Origin of the sequence: Saccharothrix saharensis (assembly GCF_006716745.1) — a bacterium.
Lineage (GTDB): Bacteria > Actinomycetota > Actinomycetes > Mycobacteriales > Pseudonocardiaceae > Actinosynnema > Actinosynnema saharense.
The window spans coordinates 8,377,997-8,397,221 of the sequence record NZ_VFPP01000001.1; the positions used below are offsets into that span (position 1 = coordinate 8,377,997).

Annotated in this window: 15 protein-coding genes; 3 read left to right on the forward strand and 12 right to left on the reverse strand. The window is 69.0% G+C overall.

Features of this window, described 5'->3' with window-relative positions; genetic code table 11:
- Nucleotides 1-12: 12 nt before the first annotated feature.
- Together FHX81_RS38045 and FHX81_RS38050 are read right to left on the reverse strand one after the other, a co-directional pair.
- Nucleotides 13-594 carry a DUF3558 domain-containing protein gene (locus FHX81_RS38045; protein ID WP_141983284.1) on the reverse strand — a complete coding sequence of 194 codons (582 nt, stop codon included), beginning with the start codon at nucleotides 592-594 and terminating at the stop codon, nucleotides 13-15.
- Nucleotides 595-771: 177 nt separating this feature from the next.
- Nucleotides 772-1,626, reverse strand: a complete 855-nt coding sequence (locus FHX81_RS38050; RefSeq protein ID WP_141983285.1) for a DUF4253 domain-containing protein — start codon at nucleotides 1,624-1,626, stop codon at nucleotides 772-774.
- A 66-nt stretch (nucleotides 1,627-1,692) separates the two neighbouring features.
- Between FHX81_RS38050 and FHX81_RS38055 the strand changes: the two genes are divergently transcribed.
- Nucleotides 1,693-2,997: an APC family permease gene (locus FHX81_RS38055; protein WP_141983286.1), complete on the forward strand. Its 1,305-nt coding sequence runs from the start codon at nucleotides 1,693-1,695 to the stop codon at nucleotides 2,995-2,997.
- Between the two features lies 1 nt (nucleotide 2,998).
- Here FHX81_RS38055 and FHX81_RS38060 read toward each other — a convergent pair whose 3' ends face one another.
- From FHX81_RS38060 to FHX81_RS38085, 7 genes are all read right to left on the reverse strand, one after another.
- Nucleotides 2,999-3,922, reverse strand: a complete 924-nt coding sequence (locus tag FHX81_RS38060; RefSeq protein WP_141983287.1) for a LacI family DNA-binding transcriptional regulator — start codon at nucleotides 3,920-3,922, stop codon at nucleotides 2,999-3,001.
- 472 nt (nucleotides 3,923-4,394) lie between these two features.
- Nucleotides 4,395-4,571, reverse strand: a complete 177-nt coding sequence (locus tag FHX81_RS41000; RefSeq protein ID WP_170232321.1) for a hypothetical protein — start codon at nucleotides 4,569-4,571, stop codon at nucleotides 4,395-4,397.
- 191 nt (nucleotides 4,572-4,762) lie between these two features.
- Complete coding sequence (narI, locus tag FHX81_RS38065; RefSeq protein ID WP_141983288.1) at nucleotides 4,763-5,488, reverse strand: respiratory nitrate reductase subunit gamma; 726 nt, start codon at nucleotides 5,486-5,488, stop codon at nucleotides 4,763-4,765.
- Nucleotides 5,485-6,162, reverse strand: a complete 678-nt coding sequence (gene narJ / locus FHX81_RS38070; protein WP_141983289.1) for a nitrate reductase molybdenum cofactor assembly chaperone — start codon at nucleotides 6,160-6,162, stop codon at nucleotides 5,485-5,487. Before narJ ends, narI begins: the two co-directional genes overlap by 4 nt.
- Nucleotides 6,159-7,820, reverse strand: a complete 1,662-nt coding sequence (gene narH / locus FHX81_RS38075) for a nitrate reductase subunit beta (protein ID WP_141983290.1) — start codon at nucleotides 7,818-7,820, stop codon at nucleotides 6,159-6,161. Before narH ends, narJ begins: the two co-directional genes overlap by 4 nt.
- The gene (locus FHX81_RS38080) at nucleotides 7,820-11,437 is read right to left on the reverse strand and encodes a nitrate reductase subunit alpha (RefSeq protein WP_246108348.1); all 3,618 of its coding nucleotides are present in this window, start codon (nucleotides 11,435-11,437) and stop codon (nucleotides 7,820-7,822) included. The genes narH and FHX81_RS38080 overlap by 1 nt, the downstream gene beginning before the upstream one ends.
- Nucleotides 11,438-11,831: 394 nt before the next feature.
- The gene (locus FHX81_RS38085) at nucleotides 11,832-12,194 is read right to left on the reverse strand and encodes a hypothetical protein (RefSeq protein WP_141983291.1); all 363 of its coding nucleotides are present in this window, start codon (nucleotides 12,192-12,194) and stop codon (nucleotides 11,832-11,834) included.
- A gap of 497 nt (nucleotides 12,195-12,691) precedes the next feature.
- Here FHX81_RS38085 and FHX81_RS38090 point away from each other — a divergent pair, with 497 nt between their 5' ends.
- Nucleotides 12,692-14,953, forward strand: coding sequence for an ATP-binding protein (locus FHX81_RS38090; protein WP_246108175.1), 2,262 nt, complete (start codon nucleotides 12,692-12,694; stop codon nucleotides 14,951-14,953).
- Nucleotides 14,954-15,137: 184 nt separating this feature from the next.
- Here the strand turns inward: FHX81_RS38090 and FHX81_RS38095 are convergent, their stop codons facing one another.
- Nucleotides 15,138-15,578, reverse strand: a complete 441-nt coding sequence (locus tag FHX81_RS38095) for a site-specific integrase (protein WP_211363687.1) — start codon at nucleotides 15,576-15,578, stop codon at nucleotides 15,138-15,140.
- 33 nt (nucleotides 15,579-15,611) lie between these two features.
- A complete protein-coding gene (locus tag FHX81_RS38100; protein WP_141983292.1) occupies nucleotides 15,612-16,421 on the reverse strand; it encodes an IS3 family transposase in 810 nt (269 codons plus the stop codon).
- Nucleotides 16,422-17,314: 893 nt separating this feature from the next.
- Here FHX81_RS38100 and grrM point away from each other — a divergent pair.
- Entirely contained in the window at nucleotides 17,315-18,445 is a 1,131-nt protein-coding gene (gene grrM, locus FHX81_RS38110) for a cyclophane-forming radical SAM/SPASM peptide maturase GrrM/OscB (protein ID WP_141983293.1), read from the forward strand.
- Nucleotides 18,446-18,462: 17 nt separating this feature from the next.
- Here the strand turns inward: grrM and FHX81_RS38115 are convergent, their stop codons facing one another.
- Nucleotides 18,463-19,176 (reverse strand): hypothetical protein, encoded by a 714-nt coding sequence (locus tag FHX81_RS38115; protein WP_141983294.1) that lies wholly within the window; start codon nucleotides 19,174-19,176, stop codon nucleotides 18,463-18,465.
- Nucleotides 19,177-19,225 lie beyond the last annotated feature (49 nt).

The following is a 19,225-nucleotide window of genomic DNA, read 5'->3' on the forward strand; positions in this document are numbered from 1 at the left end:
GCCGCCCCGTTCTCAGGTCCGCTTGAGCTTGTCCACGATGGCGGCGGCGACCCGCCGCGCGCCCGAGCAGGGATCGGCCGCGTCCCGGCCCTGCTTGAACGCCGCGCCCACGCTCGCCGCCAGACCGTCGGCCACGCCGACCCACAGCCCGCAGTCGCCTTCGGAGCGCAGGTCGAACGACGAGGCGATGATCGCCGGGTAGCCGCCGATCTCGACCTCGTCGTGGTAGGCGTGGTCCGCGCGGTTGGCCCGGAGGTGGTCCAGACCGTCGCCGCCGAGGTCGTGGAAGCTCAGGGTGACCACGTTCGAGTCGTACTGCGGTGACGTCCACATGCAGCTCGGGCCGTAGCCGACATCGCTGATCGCCTTGCCCGGTGCCAGGTCGAACCCGGCGGCCTGGTCGGCGGTCAGGCCCGTGCACGGGGCTTCGCGCAACGCGGCCACCGACAGCGGGACGTCGGTCTGGCCGGTGGTCGCGGCGGACGGGGTGGTCGCGGCGGACGGGGAGGTCGCGGCCGGTGTCGGCGTGCCCGTCGTGCAGGCCGTCACCGCCACGGCGACCAGGGCGAGCACGAGCGGGGCGGAGCGGGGCATGGCGGTGTTCTCCCATCGCGGAACCGGCGGAGCCGGACGACCTTAACCGCGATGGGCGGGGTGGCTCGTTGACGTCGCCCCAACACCCGGTGCGCGGTGGGTTCAGCAGCGCGCGCCGCGTCGTTCGCCACGCCCCCCACCGTGCGCGTCCCGGCCTGCGGTGCGGCTAGTGGCACATCAGTCCCACCAGAAGGTCCACGAGTGGTCGTTCACGAGGCGGTCGGCGTAGGCGGACAGGGTTTGGGGTGCAGGGCCCTGCCAGACGTTGTCCGGGCAGAACGCGAAGTGCTCGGCGGCGACGGCCAGCGCGGCCTCGCGGGTGGTCGGCGGGGTGGCGACGCTCAGCACCAGGGTGGCGAACCCGAGGCCGACGACGCGTGCGCCGAACCGGTCCTCCCAGCCGCGCACCACGGCGGAGATCTCGGCGGTGTCCCCGGTGTGGTTGGTCGGACCGGTCCAGCCGGCCACCGTCAGCGCGTCCGCGCCGCGATCCGCCGCGACCAGGCCGAGGCGCAGGGACGGGTGACCCGCCAGCAGGTGCTCCGCGAGCCCGTCGGCGATGGGGCCGGGATCGGCGGCCGGCCGCGCGTGGGGCGCCGACCCCGGCCACGTGCGGCCGAACGGGGCGGTGACCGCTTCGCGCTCGGCCGGGGACAGCACGTCGTCCGGGTCGCCCGAGGTGCAGTCGGCCCACCAGCGCGCCAGCAGCGCGGCGGGATCGTGCTCGTCCGGCGACGACATCTCGTCGGGCAGGACCTCGCCGTTGCCCCACGGCCGGTAGTCGGGGTCGTCGTCGTCCAGCGAGTCCAGCAACAACGGCCACAGCCCCGACTCGGCGTGCGCCGCGCGCAGCCGGGGCCACAGGCCGGCCGGCGCCGGCGCGTCCGCCAGCCAGAACGCGGGCCTGCCGGAGGCGTCCTCCTCGGCCACGACCGGCCGGCCGGGCGGCAGCGGGACCGGCAGCGCGCGACCGGCGTCGGCACCCTCCGCGAACAGCGACCGGAGCTCGGCGGGCAGCGGTTCGGAGATCATGACCCGGATCGTAAGCCGCCCCGTGCGGTCCTGCTTCGACGGGCGGCGGACGGGGTACTGGACGGCATGGTCTCCTCGCTGAAGCGGGCGGTGAGCACGCCGCTGCTGTACTTCTTCATCCTCGGCGACATCCTCGGCGCCGGGGTGTACGTGCTCGTCGGGTCGGTCGCGGGCGAGTCCGGTGGCGCGGTGTGGCTGCCCCTGGTGACGGCGCTCCTGCTGGCCGCGCTGACCGCCGGTTCCTACGCGGAGCTGGCCACCAAGTACCCGCGGGCGGGCGGGTCGGCCCACTACGCCACCAGGGCGTTCGGCCCGGCGGTCGGGTCGTTGATCGGGTTCTGCATGCTCGCGGCGGGCGTCGTGTCGGTGGGCGCGTTGGCGCGGGCGTTCGCCGGGGACTACCTGCGCGCGCTGGTGTCGTTGCCGACGGTGGCCGTCGTGGTGGTGTTCCTGGTCGCGCTGGCGCTGCTCAACATCCGCGGCATCAAGGAGTCGCTGGGCGCGAACGTCGTGGCCACGCTCGTCGAGGTGGGCGGCCTGGTGCTGATCATCGGCCTGGGCGCCTGGGTGGTCCTGCGCGGTGACGGCGACGTCGGCCGGTTGGTCGAGTTCGGCGCCGGCGGGCACGGGGTCGTCGGCGCGACGCTCGCGGGCGCCGTGCTGGCGTACTACTCGTTCGTGGGGTTCGAGACGTCGGTGAACTTGGCCGAGGAGGTCGAGGAGCCGCGGCGGTCGTACCCGAGGGCGTTGTTCGGCGCGCTGCTCACCGCCGGCGTCGTGTACCTGCTGATCGGCGTGGTGGCCTCCGCCGCCGTGCCGACCGACCGGTTGGCGGCCTCCAGCGGTCCGCTGCTGGAGGTGGTGCGCCTGGCGGGTGGCGTGCCGGAAGGGCTGTTCAGCCTGGTCGCGCTGGTGGCGGTGGCCAACGGCGCGTTGCTCACCGGCATCATGTCGTCCCGGCTGGCCTACGGCATGGCCCGCGACGGGCTGCTGCCGCCGGCGCTGGCCCGCGTGCTGCCCGGTCGGCGGACCCCGTGGGTGGCGGTCCTGGCGACGTCGGCGGTGTCGCTGGTGCTGGCGCTGACCGGGGAGGTCACCGCGCTGGCCGAGACGCTGGTGCTGTTGCTGCTGGTGGTGTTCGTGGCGGTGAACGCGGCCGTGCTGGTCCTGCGCCGCGACGAGGGCGAGGCCGAGCACTTCCGGGTGCCCGTCGCCCTCCCGTGGCTGGGCCTGGCGTCGTGCGTGCTGCTGTTCACCCGGATCGACGGCTCGGTGTGGGTGCGCGGCCTGGTCCTGGTCGGGCTGGGCGTGGTGCTGGGCGCGGTGAACCTGGCGCGCGCCAAGCGGGCCGACCACACCCCGGTCGGGTAGGTCAGGCGACCGGCACGTCCGTGCCCGACCAGGCCGGTCCGGTGCTGGGGCGGACGGTGAGCCGGGGCGGCAGCGCGGTCGCGCCGGGCGCCTCGGCCAGGGCGAGGTCCATCGCGGCACGTCCCAGCTCGGCGGCCGACGTGCCGATCGACGTCACACCCGGGCCCAGTGCCTCGGCGGTCTCGTCCGCGCACAGCGCCACCACCGAGATGTCCCGCGGCACGCGCAGGTGCCGTCGGCCGAGGTGGGCCAGCACGGGTGCGACGAGGTGGCCGTCGGCCGCGACCACGGCGGTCACCGGCGCCGGACCCGCGAACAGGTCGTCCGGCGTCACGGGCCAGGCGTGGCACCGCACGGTCGTGCCCCGCCGTTCGGCGACCGCGCGGGCGCTGTGGACGAACGCGTCCGGCCCGCCGCCGTGCACGACGGCGATCGTGCGGTGGCCGAGGTCGGCCAGGTACTCCGCGCACCGGACGCCCGCCTCGGCGCGGTCGACGTCGACCGCGCCGTGCCCGCTCCGGTCGGGCGTCCCACCGACGCGCACCACCGGCACGCTCACGTCGACCGGCGCCGTGGTGGGCGCGACGACGATCACCGCGTCGGGGTTGCGCAGCCGCACCGACTCGGCGGACGGGCAGATCACCAGGTCCGCCCCGGCCTGCCGGGCGAGGGCGGTGGCGGCCGAGAGGAACGCGCCGAGCCAGCCCGGCCCGCCGTCCGCCCGGTCCGGCAGCACCAGGGCGATCAGCTTGACGTTCGGCAGCGACCGGGGCGCGTACCCCAGTTGCCGGACGCTCTCCTCCACCCGCCTGCGGGTCGCGGCCGAGATCGACCTCTTGCCGCTCAGCACGTACGACGCGGTGCTCGTCGCGACACCCGCGTGCCGGGCGACCTGGGCGAGGGTGACCACGTCGGATCCCTCCATCAGCCACGTCTCCTCTCCTCGCGCGCCTCTGCGCGGGTTGCTGACACTGAAGACGAGCGCTCGACGGCACGCAAGGATTTAACGCTTAAGTTTCGCGTTCGCGAACGCTCGGGTGCGGCGATCCGTCGCGGGGTAGCCGTTCGCATATGTGGACACCGAAGAAAGTCTAGACCAATACCGGTGGTGTGCGTCATGGGTCTGTGACCTGCGACGTTATCATTGGTGTTGGTCACTGAACTTTTTCTCCGCAGGTCAAAGCCGCCTTGGTAGATCCGCATCGCGGTGTGACGCTTGCGCTCCTTCAGTGACTTAACCGCTTAATTATCGAAGCGGTGCGGTGTTCATCATGGTGAACACCGAGTGGTTATTGTCGTTTCGGAAACCAGTGCGTCAGCTTGCCACCGGGGGCGCTCCCAGCCGCAACGCACGCGCGTTCACCTGCGTGAACGGTGACCCCGTGGTCGATTCACGCTCATCCCTGCTCACCAGGAGGCGCGCAAGGCGGGACGAACGCGAGCGCCGCCGCGCCGGCGACGTGCGGACTGGCCGGCGACCTGCCACGTCGACAGGCGGAGTCGGTCGCGCTGTTGCCCGCGGCCACGACGTAGGTGACGCGGGCCGCGGCCGAGCGGCGGATCGCCTCGCGCACGCGTCCTCGTTGCTGCCGGAGGCGTTGTCGGTGCCCGAGCCGCCGAGGCTGATGTTGGCGACCTCGACCTCGACCTCGTTCGGGTGCGCCGTCACGAAGTCTGTCAACGACAAGTGCCGCAATGCCCCCTACCGCACCTTGTGATCAAGCGGCTCCGCCCCCACCGCGGGTTTCCCCGCCCGTTGACCTCGTCACTCGTGCTGGTCGCTCCACGCACGGGCGTAGCGGTTGGCGTCGGGGCGTTTCGGGTCGCGCCGGCGGTAGACCACGTAGGGGCGGACGAGGTAGCCGACCGGGGCGCTGAACACGTGCACCAGGCGGGTGTACGGCCAGATGCCCAGCAGCACGAGGACGATCACGTTGTGCACCTGGAAGCTGAGGGGAGTGCCCGCCATCAGCTCCGGTCGGGCGGAGAACGTGAACAGGCCCCGGAACCAGACCGAGACCGTGGCCCGGTAGTCGTAGCCGCCGCCGATCAGGTTCTCGCCCACGGTGTTGACCATCCCGGTCACGATCGCCGCCGCGAGCAGCGAGTACATGACCTTGTCGCCCCGCGTGGTGGCCTTGCGCACGGCGGGCACGGTGAAGCGGCGGTACAGCAGGATCGCCATGCCCGCCACGGTGGCCGCGCCCGCGAGCGAGCCCGCGGTCACCGAGACCAGGTGGTACATCCCCTCGGTGACCCCGACGAACTCCGTCCAGCTCTTCGGGATCACCAGGCCCAGCACGTGGCCGCCGATCACGGCGAGCAGCCCGAAGTGGAACAGCGGGCTGCCCAGGCGCAACAACCTGCTCTCGTACAGCTGCGAGGACCGGGTCGTCCAGCCGAACTGGTCGTGCCGGTAGCGCCAGACGTGACCGACCAGGAACGAGGTCAGCGCGATGTAGGGCAGCGCCAGCCACAGCAGCGTGGTCATCGTCGTCCTCCCGACTCGGCGTGCGCGTGCAGGCTGGGGTCCATCGCGAACGGCTCCAACCCGACGTCCTCCTCGGGTGGCCCCTCCGCGGCCAGCGTCGCGATCTTGCGGCGGTCGGCGGCGCTGAGCTCCGGCAACGTGGCGCACACCGCGTCCAGCACGGCCAGGTACGGCGAGCCGCCGTCGGCGAGGGACAGCCGGATCATCTCCAGCACCGGTCGGTGCTCCACCAGCAGCCGCCGGCCGGCTTCGGGGTCCGCGGTCGCGGCGAACTCCAGCACGACCGCGAGGTGGTCGGGCAGCTCGTGCTCACCGAGCTCGACCCCGGCCGCGCGGTAGGCGTGCTTGAACCGCAGCAGCGCCATGCCGCGCTTCCGGGTGTCGCCGTAGGCGTAGTACGACAGGTGCAGGCAGTTGCGCTTGCGCAGGTCGAACGTCTCGACGTAGTGCTGCGCGAGCGCGTTCCCGGTCGAGGCCGACGCGTGGTCGACGAACGACACGAGCGCCGGCCCGGCGGGCGCGGGCAGCGCCGCGGCCGCCGCGCGGAGTTCTGGCAGCATCACGGTGAGCTGCGCGTTCGGGTAGTCGATCAGCAGCGCGGCGATCCGCCACACCAGCCGGCTGTCCCGGCCCGGCGGGGCGACGGCCTTCTCCCGCTTGCGCAGCAGGCTCATCCGATGGCCTCGGGTTCGTGCGCGGCCCCGGCACCCGTGCCGGCACTCTTGCCGTTGCCGTTGCCGTTGGTCGGGAAGAGGCCCTTCGTGCTGGTCCCGTCCCAGTCCAGCAGGTTGATGCGCTTGGCCTTGTCGGGCGGCGCCGCGCCGTTGGTGTCGCTCAGGCCGAACTTCTCGTCCATCACCTCGAACGCGGTCATGCCCGGGCCGCCGTCGCCGTCCAGGCTGCACCCCGTGGTCAAGGCCTCCAGCCGGTGCGCGTCCGACCCCGCGCCGGCGGGGATCACGTAGCGGTCCTCGTACTTGGCGATGGCGAGCAGCCGGTACATCGACTCGATCTCGCCGGGCGCGAGCCGCACCGACGCGGCGATCGAGTCGTCCACGTCCTCACCCAGGTTGACCTTGCGCATGTGCGCCCGCATCGCGGCCAACCGCTGCAACGACGCCCGCACCGGCCCCACGTCACCGGCGGTGAACAGCTCGGCCAGGTACTCCACCGGGATGCGCAGCGCGTCGATCGCGCCGAACAGGTTGCCCACCGCCTCGCCGTCGTGCCCGGTCTGGCTGAGCACGTCCACGACCGGCGACAGCGGCGGCACGTACCAGACCATCGGCATGGTGCGGTACTCCGGGTGCAGCGGCAGCGCCAGCTGGTAGTCGACGATCAGCCGGTAGACCGGGGAGTTCTGCGCGGCCTCGATCCACTCGGCGGAGATGCCCGCCCGCTCGGCCGCGGCGACCACGCGCGGGTCGTGTGGGTTGAGGAAGACGTCGAGCTGCGCGGGGTAGAGGTCCTTCTCGTCGCGCACCGAGGCCGCCTCGCCGACCTTGTCCGCGTCGTAGAGCAGCACGCCGATGTAGCGCAACCGCCCCACGCACGTCTCGGAGCACACCGTCGGGATGCCCACCTCGACCCGCGGGTAGCAGAACGTGCACTTCTCCGCTTTGCCGGTCTTGTGGTTGAAGTAGATCTTCTTGTACGGGCAGCCCGTGACGCACTGCCGCCAGCCGCGGCACTTGTCCTGGTCCACCAGCACGATGCCGTCCTCGGCGCGCTTGTAGATCGCGCCGGACGGGCAGGACGCCGCGCACGACGGGTTCAGGCAGTGCTCGCAGATGCGCGGCAGGTAGAACATGAACGTCTGCTCGAACTCGAGCTTGACCTGCTCGGACAGCTTGCCCAGCAGCGGGTCCTTGCCGATCTGCGCGGGACCGCCGCCCAGGTCATCGTCCCAGTTCGCGCCCCAGGTGACCTTCGTGTCCTCGCCGGTGATCGACGACTTCGGCTTCGCCGTCGGGGTCGTGTCCGACGGCGGCGCGGACAACAGGTTCTGGTAGTCGTAGGTCCACGGCTCGTAGTAGTCGGCCACGGTGGGCATGTCCGGGTTGGCGAAGATGTTCGCCAACCGCCGCAGCCGCGACCCGGTGCGCAGCGTCAGCTTGCCGCGCCTGGTGAGCGTCCAGCCGCCCTTCCACTTGTCCTGGTCCTGGTACTGGCGGGGGTAGCCCTGCCCGGGGCGGGTCTCCACGTTGTTGAACCACGCGTACTCGACGCCGCCGCGGTTGGTCCACGCCTGCTTGCACGTGACGCTGCACGTGTGGCAGCCGATGCACTTGTCGAGGTTCATCACCATGGCGAGCTGTGCCATCACGCGCATCAGTACTGCACCTCCTGGCTGCGGCGACGGATGGTCGTGACCTCGTCGCGCTGGTTGCCCGTCGGACCGTGGTAGTTGAGCGCGAAGGACTGCTGGGCGTAGCCGCCGATCAGGTGCGACGGCTTGATCATCAACCGGGTGAGCGCGTTGTGGATGCCGCCGCGCTTGCCGGTCGCCTCGGTCCGCGGCACGCCGACCGCCTTGTCCTGCGCGTGGTACATGAACACCGTGCCCTCGGGCATCCGGTGGGACACGATCGCCCGCGCCACCACGATCCCGTTGCGGTTGACCGCCTCGATCCAGTCGTTGTCCTCGACCCCGATCTTCGCGGCGTCCCGGTCGGACATCCAGATGGCCTGCCCGCCGCGCGACAGGGTGAGCATGTGCAGGTTGTCCTGGTAGGCCGAGTGGATCGACCACTTCGAGTGCGGGGTCAGGTACCGCACGGTCACGCCGCCGTTCAGCGCGCCGACCGCCGGTTCGTCGAACAGTGCCGTCATGTCCAGCGGCGGCCGGAAGACCGGAAGCTGCTCGCCCAGCTCGAACATCCAGTCGTGGTCGAGGAAGAAGTGCTGCCGGCCGGTGAGCGTGTGCCACGGCTTGAGCCGCTCGGTGTTGATGGTGAACGGCGAGTACCGCCGGCCGCCGGTCTCGCTGCCCGACCACTCGGGCGAGGTGATCACCGGCACCGGTCGCGCCTGCGTGTCGGAGAACGTGATCCGCTTGCCCTCGCTCTCCGCCGCCAGGTCGGCCAGCCCGGTGCCGGTGCGGCGCTCCAGCGCGCGGAAGCCCTCCGTGGCCAGGCGGCCGTTGGTCGTGCCGGACAGGGCCAGGATCGCCTCCGCGGCGTGGGTGTCCTTGGCCAGCGACGGCCGCCCGGCCGCGACACCGGACGCGACCGTGCCGTTCGCGCCCTTGAGGTACTCGACCTCCTGGTCGGGGTGCACGGTGACGCCCTTGGTGGTCAGCCCGACCTGTTCGACCAGCGGGCCGAGGGCGGCCATCTTGTCAGCGACCGCCGGGTAGTCCCGCTCCACGACCACCAGCCGGGGCATGGTCTTGCCGGGGATCGGCTCGCACTCGCCGGCCTTCCAGTCCAGCACCCGTCCGCCCGGTTGGGCGGTGGCGTCGGCGGTGTCGTGGGTGAGCGCGACGGCCACGACGTCCTTGCGCTTGCCCAGGTGCTTCTCCGCCAGCCACGAGAAGCCGCGGGCGATGCGGTGGAACGCCTCGAAGTCGGTCTTGGTCTCCCACGGCGGCGAGATCGCGGGCGAGAACGCGTGCACGTAGGGGTGCATGTCGGTGGAGGACAGGTCGTGCTTCTCGTACCACGTCGCCGCGGGCAGCACGACGTCGGAGAACAGCGTGGTCGACGTCATCCGGAAGTCCAGCGACAGCAGCAGGTCCAGCTTGCCGACCGGCGCCTCGTCGCGCCAGGTCACCTCCTGCGGCCGCACGCCGTCGGCGTCCTTGGCGCGCAGGTTGGTGTCGGTGCCGAGCAGGTGCTTGAGGAAGTACTCGTTGCCCTTGGCCGACGAGCCCAGCAGGTTCGCCCGCCACACGGTGAGCACGCGCGGGAAGTTCTCCGGGGCGTCGGGGTCCTCGCAGGCGAACCGCAGGTGCCCGGACTTGAGCCCGTCCACCACGTGGTCGGCGGCGGTCTTGCCCAGCCGTTCCGCCTCGTCGACCAGGTCGAGCGGGTTGCGGTTGAACGTCGGGTAGCTCGGCATCCACCCGAGCCGGGACGCGAGCGCGATGTTGTCGGCCGCGGTGCGCCCGGCGAACCGGCCCGTGGCCAGCGGCGAGGACATGACCTCCGCGGTGAACGGGTCGTAGCGCCACTGGTCGGTGGCCAGGTACCAGAAGATCGTGCCCTGCATCTGGCGCGGCGGGCGCTGCCAGTCCAGCCCGAACGCCAGCGTGGACCACCCGGTGATCGGGCGGCACTTCTCCTGGCCGACGTAGTGCGCCCAACCGCCGCCGTTCACGCCCTGGCAGCCGGTGAGCATGGTCAGCGCCAGGAACGAGCGGTAGATCTGGTCGGAGTGGAACCAGTGGTTGGTGCCCGCGCCCATGAGGATCATGGACCGGCCCTTGGAGCGCTCGGCGTTGTCGGCGAACTCCCGGCCGATCCGCTCGGCCGCGGCGGCGGGCACGCCCGTGATCGCCTCCTGCCAGGCGGGGGTGTAGGGCTGGGAGGCGTCGTCGTAGCCGGTCGGCCACTCGCCGGGCAGGCCGTCACGCCCCACGCCGTACTGGGCCAGCAGCAGGTCGAACACGGTGGTCACCCGCCGGCCGGCGACGATCCGCGTCGGCACGCCCCGGCGCTGCACGCCCGGCTCGGCGGTGTCGAACCGGGGCAGCGCCACGGTGACCGGCTCGCCGCCGTGCGCCGACAGCAGCGGGTCGACGTCGCCGAGGTCGAGGTTCCAGTTGCCCTGGCCCGAGTCGGTGAACCGGTGCCCGAGCGACCCCGGCGGCACCACGGGCTCGCCGTGCGCGTCCAGCAGGACCGTCTTGGACTCCGCGCCCTCGCCGGTGTCGCCGAGGTCGGCGGCGGTGAGGAACTTGCCCGGCACGTGGCCGTCCTCGGTCTCGGTCAGCGTGACCAGGAACGGCAGGTCGGTGTAGCGCTTGACGTAGTCGGTGAAGTACGGGGTGGTCCGCTCGACGAAGAACTCCCGGAGGATCACGTGCCCCATAGCCATGGCCAGCGCGGCGTCCGTGCCGGGGCGCGCGGGCAGCCACTCGTCGGCGAACTTGGTGTTGTCGGCGTAGTCGGGCGACACCACGACGACCTTCTGACCGCGGTACCGCGCCTCGGTCATGTAGTGCGCGTCGGGGGTGCGGGTGACCGGGACGTTGGAGCCCCACATGATCAGGTACCCGGCGTCGAACCAGTCCGCGGACTCCGGCACGTCGGTCTGGTCGCCGAACACCTGCGGGCTCGCCACCGGCAGGTCGGCGTACCAGTCGTAGAAGCTGAGCATGGAGCCGCCGACCAGCGACACGAACCGCGCGCCCGCCGCGTGGCTGACCATTGACATCGCCGGGATCGGCGAGAAGCCCGCGACCCGGTCCGGGCCGTGGACCTTGATCGTGTGCACGTGCGCGGCGGCGACCATCTCGGCCGCCTCCCACCACTCGGCGCGCACGAACCCGCCCTTGCCGCGCTCCGCCTTGTAGCGGCGGGACTTCTCCGGGTCCTCGACGATGTCCGCCCAGGCGAGCACGGGGTCCTTCAGCCGCTCTTTGGCCTCGCGGTACAGCTCCAGCAGCACGCCGCGCACGTAGGGGTAGCGCACCCGCGCGGGGGAGTAGGTGTACCAGGAGAAGGACGCGCCACGCGGGCAGCCGCGCGGCTCGTACTCGGGCTTGTCCGGGCCGATCGACGGGTAGTCGGTCTGCTGCGCCTCCCAGGTGATCACGCCGTCCTTGACGTAGACCTTCCACGAGCACGACCCCGTGCAGTTCACGCCGTGGGTCGAGCGCACCACCTTGTCGTAGGCCCACCGGTCCCGGTAGAAGACGTCGGCGCCTCGGCCGCCGATCTGGTGCAAGGTGCGCCCGTCCACCGAGGTCTCGCCCCGCTGGAAGTGCCTGGCCAGGCGCAGCAGCGAGTCGCCGACCCCCGGATCTTCCCGCGCACCGTCCGGACGAACGCTGCCGGCAGAGAATTTCGACACGGCGATCACCTCCGAAGCAAATAGTGAATCGCTAAATCGACAGCCGTCGTCATCGACCCTGCCGGGCCACCATAGGGGGCCGGGGTGGCGCCCACCAAGAACGGATTCCGCTTCGCACGCTTTCCGTGTCGAGGCGGTGAGTCGGACGTAACGTCGTGTTCACGGACCTTCCTTCGGTGCGCCGGAACCTGTTCCGTCGGTATAGCGCTGAACTGCTGCGATGAGGGTTCGTGTGGCCGATCGGTGTCGCGCGTGACCGGAAGTGCCGCGCGGGCGACACGTATCTTTAACACCCGGGTCACGCCGTCCGGGGCAGTTGGTGGGTTCACCACCGCCGCGTAGGGATAGGAAGCGGGTATTCCGGACGCGTGAATTTCCCGGTGGTGAACGGCCGGCCGTAATGCCGGTACGCGGTCCGCCGCGCCGGAGTGCCGAAGGCGTCGTCGCGATTGATCGGGACCGCCGGTGTCGAATGGGTGCGGCACACTGCGGCGACCAGGTCCGGCCGCGCGCGGTGGATCACGCCCGACGCCGCTTCGGGCGGCACCTTCGGGTCCGGGCCGATCCGCACGTCCGGCGAGGGGTGGACGCGGGTCGCGCACCGGGCCGCGCGGAACGCGTGTCCGGCGTCTCGCGCGCGGATCCTGCCGTGGTCACGCAACGATGAGGCGCAGGCCGCCAAGCCCATCGGGAGCCCCTTCTTCGACTTTCCGGCACCGTAACAAGACGTGGACACCTGGTCACGCCTCGCGACCGCCGGGCGGACCTGCTCCGACGGCCGTGCCGGATGTGACTACAGGCCATAGTTGTCACTTACAAGCGATAGTTGTCACTAAGATCGTTGTCTTGGCACCATCGGTGTGACTCCCAGCCATAGATGGCGGATCCCAGTTCACTCTGGCGGCTGATGGCTGCGGGGCGACGGATGTGGCATCTGAGGTGGGTAGCTGGTGGTGGTGTCCGTCGCCCTGGAGCCTCAGGGTTCGGCGACCGAGCAGGCAGGCGGTGGTCGGGCTGACACCGCTGATGCGGGCAATTCCATCGTCAGCAGCCGCCTGCCGGTAGGGCGGAAGTCTGGGAACTGTCCGCAGCTGTAGGTCCGTCATTGTGCGGAGTGGGTTGGTGCGGTGCGGTGCAACGCTGAGATCTGCCAGTCGTCGGACCGGATCAGGGAGGTGTCTTCCGGTGGTGACGCCTGAGGAGGAAAAGCCCAACGATTCCGACACCAAGCCCGCAAACGCAGTTGGCCCCTGTGCGCGCAATACGGCGTCCGGCGTCGTGGGTGGGGTGGTACAGGCTGGTGCGGTGCACGGTGACGTGCACCTGCACGCGGTACCGCCGCCGCCCATGCCGGTGGTGCCGCGTCAACTGCCTGCCGCGCCGGGGCTGTTCGCGGGTCGGGCGGCGGAGCTGGTCGGGTTGGATCGCGTCCTGATCCCTGTCACACCGGATGGCTCGGACACGGCCGGACGAGGACGAGCCCGTGCCGACCTCCCCGCCGACCTACCTGCCGAGGGTGCGACGGCGGTGATCTCGGCGATCGGCGGGGCCGGGGGGATCGGCAAGACCTGGCTCGCGTTGGCGTGGGCGCGCCGCCACATGGACCGGTTCCCCGACGGGCAACTGTTCGTGGATTTGCACGGGTTCAGCCCCGCCGGGGAGCCGACTGCGTCTGCGGTGGCGGTGCGCGGATTCCTCGATGCTCTGGGCGTCGACCCCGGCCGGATCCCTACCGACTTGGACGCGCAGGCCGCGTTGTACCGGAGTTTGATTTCGGGCAGGCGGATGCTGGTCGTCTTGGACAACGCCGCCACGAGTGAGCAGGTCATCCCGCTGCTGCCCGGCAGCGCCACTTGTACCGTGCTGATCACCGGCCGTCACCGGCTGGCCTCACTGATCGACCGGCACGGCGCCCGTCATGTGACCCTGGGCGTCCTCACCCGCGATGAGGCCCGCGCCCTGCTGACCGCACGCCTCGGTTCTGACCTCGTCGCCGCCGAGCCCGACGCCATCGACGAGCTGGTCGACCTGTGCGGGGGCCACCCACTGGCTCTGTCGATCACCGCCCGCAACGCCGCCACCCGCCCCGACATTCCGCTCGCGGGGGTGGCAACCGAGCTGCGCGAGCTGGGCCTGGAGATGCTTGACCACGACACCGACCCCGCCGCCAGCCTGCCCACCGTGCTGTCCTGGTCGCTGCACCGGCTCACCGGCGAACAGCGCGCCCTGTTCGGGCTGATGGGCATCGCCCCCGGCCCCGACACCACCCTGCCCGCCGTGGCCGCTCTCATCGGCACAGCCCCGTCCCGCGTACGTAGAGCGCTGTCGGTGCTGGATGAGGCGTCCCTGCTCGAACGGCGACCACACGGCCGGTTTGCGATGCACGACCTGGTCCGCGACTACGCAGCCACCACCGCCCACGACCTGCCCGACGGCGTGCGGGAGATGGCACTGGTCCGGGTGGTGGACTTCTATCTGCACACTGCGCTCGCCGCCGATCGCCTCCTGAACCCTCCTCGCCCACTTCTACGACTCGACCCGCCCGCGCCCGGCGTCCACTCCCATCCGCTGCCCGATGCCGCGGCCGCGACGGCCTGGCTGGAAACCGAACACGCCACCCTGCTCGCCACCCAGCGCGCCGCAGTCGCCCTCGACTGCCATCCCGTCACCTGGCACCTTGCCTGGGCACTGGAAACGTTTCACCACCGGCGAGGGCACTGGCGCGACGCGATCACCGTGTGGCGGGCCGCGCTGGACGCCGCCTCGCACCTACCCGACCCGGCCACCAGCATCCGTGCCCATCGGTTCCTTGGCCACGCCTGCGCCCAACTGGGCCTGCACGAGGAGGCCACCCGGAACCTGGACCAGGCCCTCCACCTGGCCGTGCACCACGACAACCCCACAGAACAGGCACACACCCACCAGGTGCTCGCCGTCGCCTGGGCACGACAGGATGAATACCGGCGGGCTTCGGTCCACGCCCGACACGCACTCGACCTCTACCGCACCCTCGACCAGCCTGTGCGGGAAGCCGCCGCGCTCAACCAGGTGGGCTGGTACGCCGCGCGTTTAGGCAACTTCGACACCGCCCACGACCACTGCCTCGCCGCCCTCATCCTGCACCGACACCACCACCACCCCAACGGCGCGGCGCAGACTCTGGGCAACCTGGGGTACATCGCGCACAAAACCGGCCGGTACCACCAGGCTCTCGAGTACTACCGCGAGTCCGTCGACCTCCTCCGTCGGAGCGGCGACACTTTCCACGAGGCGCTGGCCCACGATTGGACGGGGCAGACGCATGCCGCCCTCGGACAACATGATCAGGCTTACGAGGCGTGGCGGGAGGCGCTGTACCTGTACCAGCAACAAGGCCGCGACACCGACGCCCAACGGGTCCAACGGCAACTCGACAACCTGACCGACCTCGCCCAGGGCAGGACCTGATCGCCGAACCAGTTCGTGCTCAACCCACGTAGGCGCCCCCCGCTTCGCCATCTCGGCCGGGACCGCTGTCACTCCCGCCGAGCCGCCCCACGCCAGCTAACCCTGGGAAATTCGCCGGCTACCGCTGGGAGCGCCGCACTATGTACAGTTCCCTCGCCGCAAAGTCGCCATCTACGGCTGGGAGTCACAATAGGTCGCGACTGCGGTGGTGGAGTGGGTGCGGTGCCGAGACAGCGGCATGTCTCGACCTCCGGGGCGCAGGCCTGGTGACCAGAGCTTGGAGGCCGGCGGTGTGGGCCGGGCCGGTACTCCGAGAGGAACAGGAGGCCGACGTCCGGCCGGCGATCAGGCGGGGCGGCAGGTGCGCGGTGTCGGTGCCCCAGGTGATCCACATAGTGGTGCCGCCCTTGGCGAAGATCTTCGCCTGCTTGTTCGGCAGGTCCAGGTCCTCAACGTTGAGCGCGAGCACAGCAGAGGCGCGGGAGGCGGACTCGTAGAGCATCCGCCACAGCGTCTTCTCCCGCAGGAGCACGTCGCGCCGTCGGCACAGTCGGTCGATCCGAGACCGCGACACCGCCTTGGTGTCGTCCTGGTTCTCCTGCCGTCGCTCGACAGCGTCCGGCACTGCGGGCGCAGTCCAGTGCTGTTTGCTGGCGCATCAGGTGAGCCAGATGTGAGGTCGTCCCCGGAGACCGGACACCGGGTTTTGTGCCACGAGGGCGAGGTCTTGACGATAGTCGACGCGGGCTTCATGCGGGGTGCGGTAGCCCAGTGTCGAATGTAGACGGTTGTGGTTGTAGTAGCCGAGGTAGGCGAAGACGTCGCGTCGGGCGTCCTCGCGGGTGTCCCAGACGGTGGTGCCGATCTCGGTCTTGAGGGTGGCGAAGGACGACTCGGCGACCGCATTGTCGACGCACGATCCGGTTCTTCCGGCCGACGGGCGGATGCCGTGACCGGCGAGCGTGGGACGGAACAGTCCGGAGCTGTATTGCGACCTGCGATCGGCGTGAAGAACCGCATCATCACTGGTCAGGCCGCGTCGGACGGCGAGGTCGAGGGCGTCGCTGACCACTTCGGCACGCATGTGCCCGGCCATCGCGTGCCCGATGACCTCGCGGTTGTGCAGGTCGATCACCGTGGCCAGGTAGAGCCACCCCTCCCGCGTGGGCAGATATGTGATGTCCCCGACCGGTCGTCGGCCGCGTGCTGGGCCGGTGAAGTCCCGACCGATCAGGTCCGGCACCGGCGCCGCGACGATATCGGGCCTGGTCAATGACCTGCGTCGTCTGCGGGTGATACCGACGATCCCGCACTCGCGCATGACGCGCCCGACCCGCTTGTGGTTCACCCGACGGCCCCGGCGGCGCAGCGCGACGACGATCCGCGGACGCCCGTAGGCGCCCCGGTGACCGGCGTGGACCTCGCCGATCTCGGCGGCCAGACGCTCGTCGTCCTGGGCCCGCTCCATTCTGGTCGGGGCGGCGGCGAGCGATTCGTAGAACCTGGGGACGTCGCACGCCCAGGACCCTGCACAGCCGGGCGACGCCGAAGGCGGCGCGGTGTTCGGCGATGAACCGGTAGCTGCGGGTCAACGACCCGTCTCCGTCGCAAAATAGGCGGCGGCCTTGCGGAGGATGTCCTTCTCCAGCTCCAGTTCGGCCACCCGCGTGCGCAGTTCCCGCAGCTCCTGACGTCCTCGGCCGACACGCCACCTGCCGGCGGAACCGCCTGGGCCTGTTCGGCGGTGCGGACCCAGTTGCGCAGGGTCTCGTGGTTCACGCCCAGCTCGCGGGCGACCTGCCGCAAGGCCGGTCCCAGGAGCGGGCCAGCGCGACGGCGTCCTTGCGGAACTGCTCGGGGTACTTCGACTTGCCTGACACGGGGAACATCCTTCCCCAGACCGCTGTCTGGGATCAGGGTGTTCGTTTCAAAGGGACAACCTCAATGTTCCCATCTCCCGCGGTCTTGTCGGAGCTCCAAGGGCACCAGAAGGCCGCCATCAGTGGATACGTTTTCAGTCGCCGTCAAGGCGGGTCATCATCGAATGCGCCAGTCTTGTTGATCATGGGCCTCGAAGCTCCGATGCCGACAGGCCTCACTTACTCCCAACGCCTTGGATCGCGAGCGTCGTTCAGCCATTCGTACCTATTGCAATGATGCCGTGTCGCGTATCATCCACTAAATATGATAGGGGGTGTCGTGGAAAATAAGGCCCAAATAGAAGACAGGATTCGACGCGCTCGCCAAATATTAGGCGCGGAGCAAGAAAGAGGGCGTGAAGACGGACCGATTGCCGTGTTTTCCAGTTTTGCTTCCGGTCCCGAGCAAGCGCCTCGGAAAGCAGAGAAACGGGAGTAGTCGATGTCTATGTCGGGTTTAGCGGCAGCCTCCATTGTGCCGACACGACTTCTTGTTCTGCAACCCACCGGTTTTTGCAACATCAATTGTCGCTATTGCTATCTGGCGGACCGTCAGGCGCGACGCAAGATGCGTACAAGTACGGTCCGCGCCCTTGGTAGATTTCTTGGCACGATTCAGGTCGCCGAGAAACCGTTAACAGTGTCGTGGCACGCCGGAGAACCTCTCACCGCTGGGCGCGATTTCTACGAGAGCGCTTTCAGTATCCTGGCCGAGTCGCCCGACTGTCCTCCTCTGCGGCACACTATTCAGACAAACGCGACGTTGATCAACAACCAATGGTGTGAACTGTTCACGCGATGGGGTGTACACGTAAGTGTTAGCCTCGACGGACCCGCCCACATTCATGATAGAGAAAGGCGCGATACCGGGAACCGTGGCACCTACGCTCGTGCACTAGCCGGGTTTGAATCTTTATTGAAGCATGACATCACAGTCTCGACTATTGGCGTCCTCACGTACTACGCCATGCAGTTTCCCGACGAAATATTCAGGTTTTGGAGAAGTATTGGAGTGCGTTCCGTTGCGATCATCGCGGAAGAAGCAGACGGGGCAAATCGAGTTAGTAGCTTGTCCCGTGTCGACGCGGGATCGCGATACTATGGCTTTCTTCGACGGCTGCTGGAGTTGCGGGATCAGTATCCGGAAATCCACATTCGCGAACTTGAGTTTGTAGAGCAAGCGCTACGCTGTGCCCCCGGCTTGGAGGTCGCCAGCATGGAGAACACTCCGGGCGCAATTATCAGTGTCGACACCGAAGGGAACATTTCAACCTTTTCTCCCGAATTGCTAGACCAGGGTCATCAATCCTACGGAAATTTCACCTGGGGCAATGTAAATAATCACACATGGGACGAGGTGGTAGGACATGAAAAGTTCATAGGTGTAGCGAAGGATATCCGACTCGGCGTTGATCGGTGTCGCGCCGAGTGCGGTTTCTACGTCGTCTGCGGCGGAGGGGCGCCCAGTAATAAAATCAGTGAGAACGGGACTTTTATCTCCACTGACACCGTTGCTTGCAGGCTTCGGATAATGACTGCAACGGAAGCCGTTCTAGATCACTATGGACTATAGTTGACGGTAGTTTAATCCTAAGGTAGTGGAGCCGCGTGCAGGCATCGAATTATGCGTTCGTGCGTGTCGCCAACGATGTCGTTGGCGCGAATGCGCGCATCAAAACTCCAGATGACAGCAAGAGCTTTCTTGCTGAAGGCGGCGAACTCTCGGACCTCCTTCGTAGAATTAGTTGGGGCGAGCGGAGCTCCCGGGCCGACGGCACTGAGCGCGAAATCGTCATCCGGTTTCAATCCTGCGGAGTTCAATGCGTCAAATACCTCTTGAAAAGTGACCCAACGTTCGTGGGATGCAAGCGAATTCCGGTCGTCGTCACTGTGGAGAATCAATCGATAGTGAATTTGCTCGACGACACAAGAGCCGGGGCCACCGTTGTTTACGAAGACGGTCCATGCAGCCTTCGAGCCCATCATGGCTCCTTCGCCAAGAGTGTTTCCGGACCAGCCAAGACTAGGACGAACCGACCTGGCGAACTGACCACGCGCAAGCACCAGGCTTCCGACCAAACCGGTCAGCGCGGCCGCCGCTGGTACACCCAGAAGGGTGATCCGCCAAGGCAAACCTGCTTGCGAGGAGGCGTCGACATTAACTCTAGTTATCTCCCAGCACAGATCGCCGAGCAGAACCGCGAAGACGGAGATTGGCAGCACAACGAAAGTCCTGCTTCGACGCACCACTCGCTGGTGACTCTCCGCAAACCAGCGACTTGTCTCCTCGACACGCTCTTCCATGCCTGCAACTTACCGCAGTGTGCCCTAGGGCACAGATGGCCTAAGCACG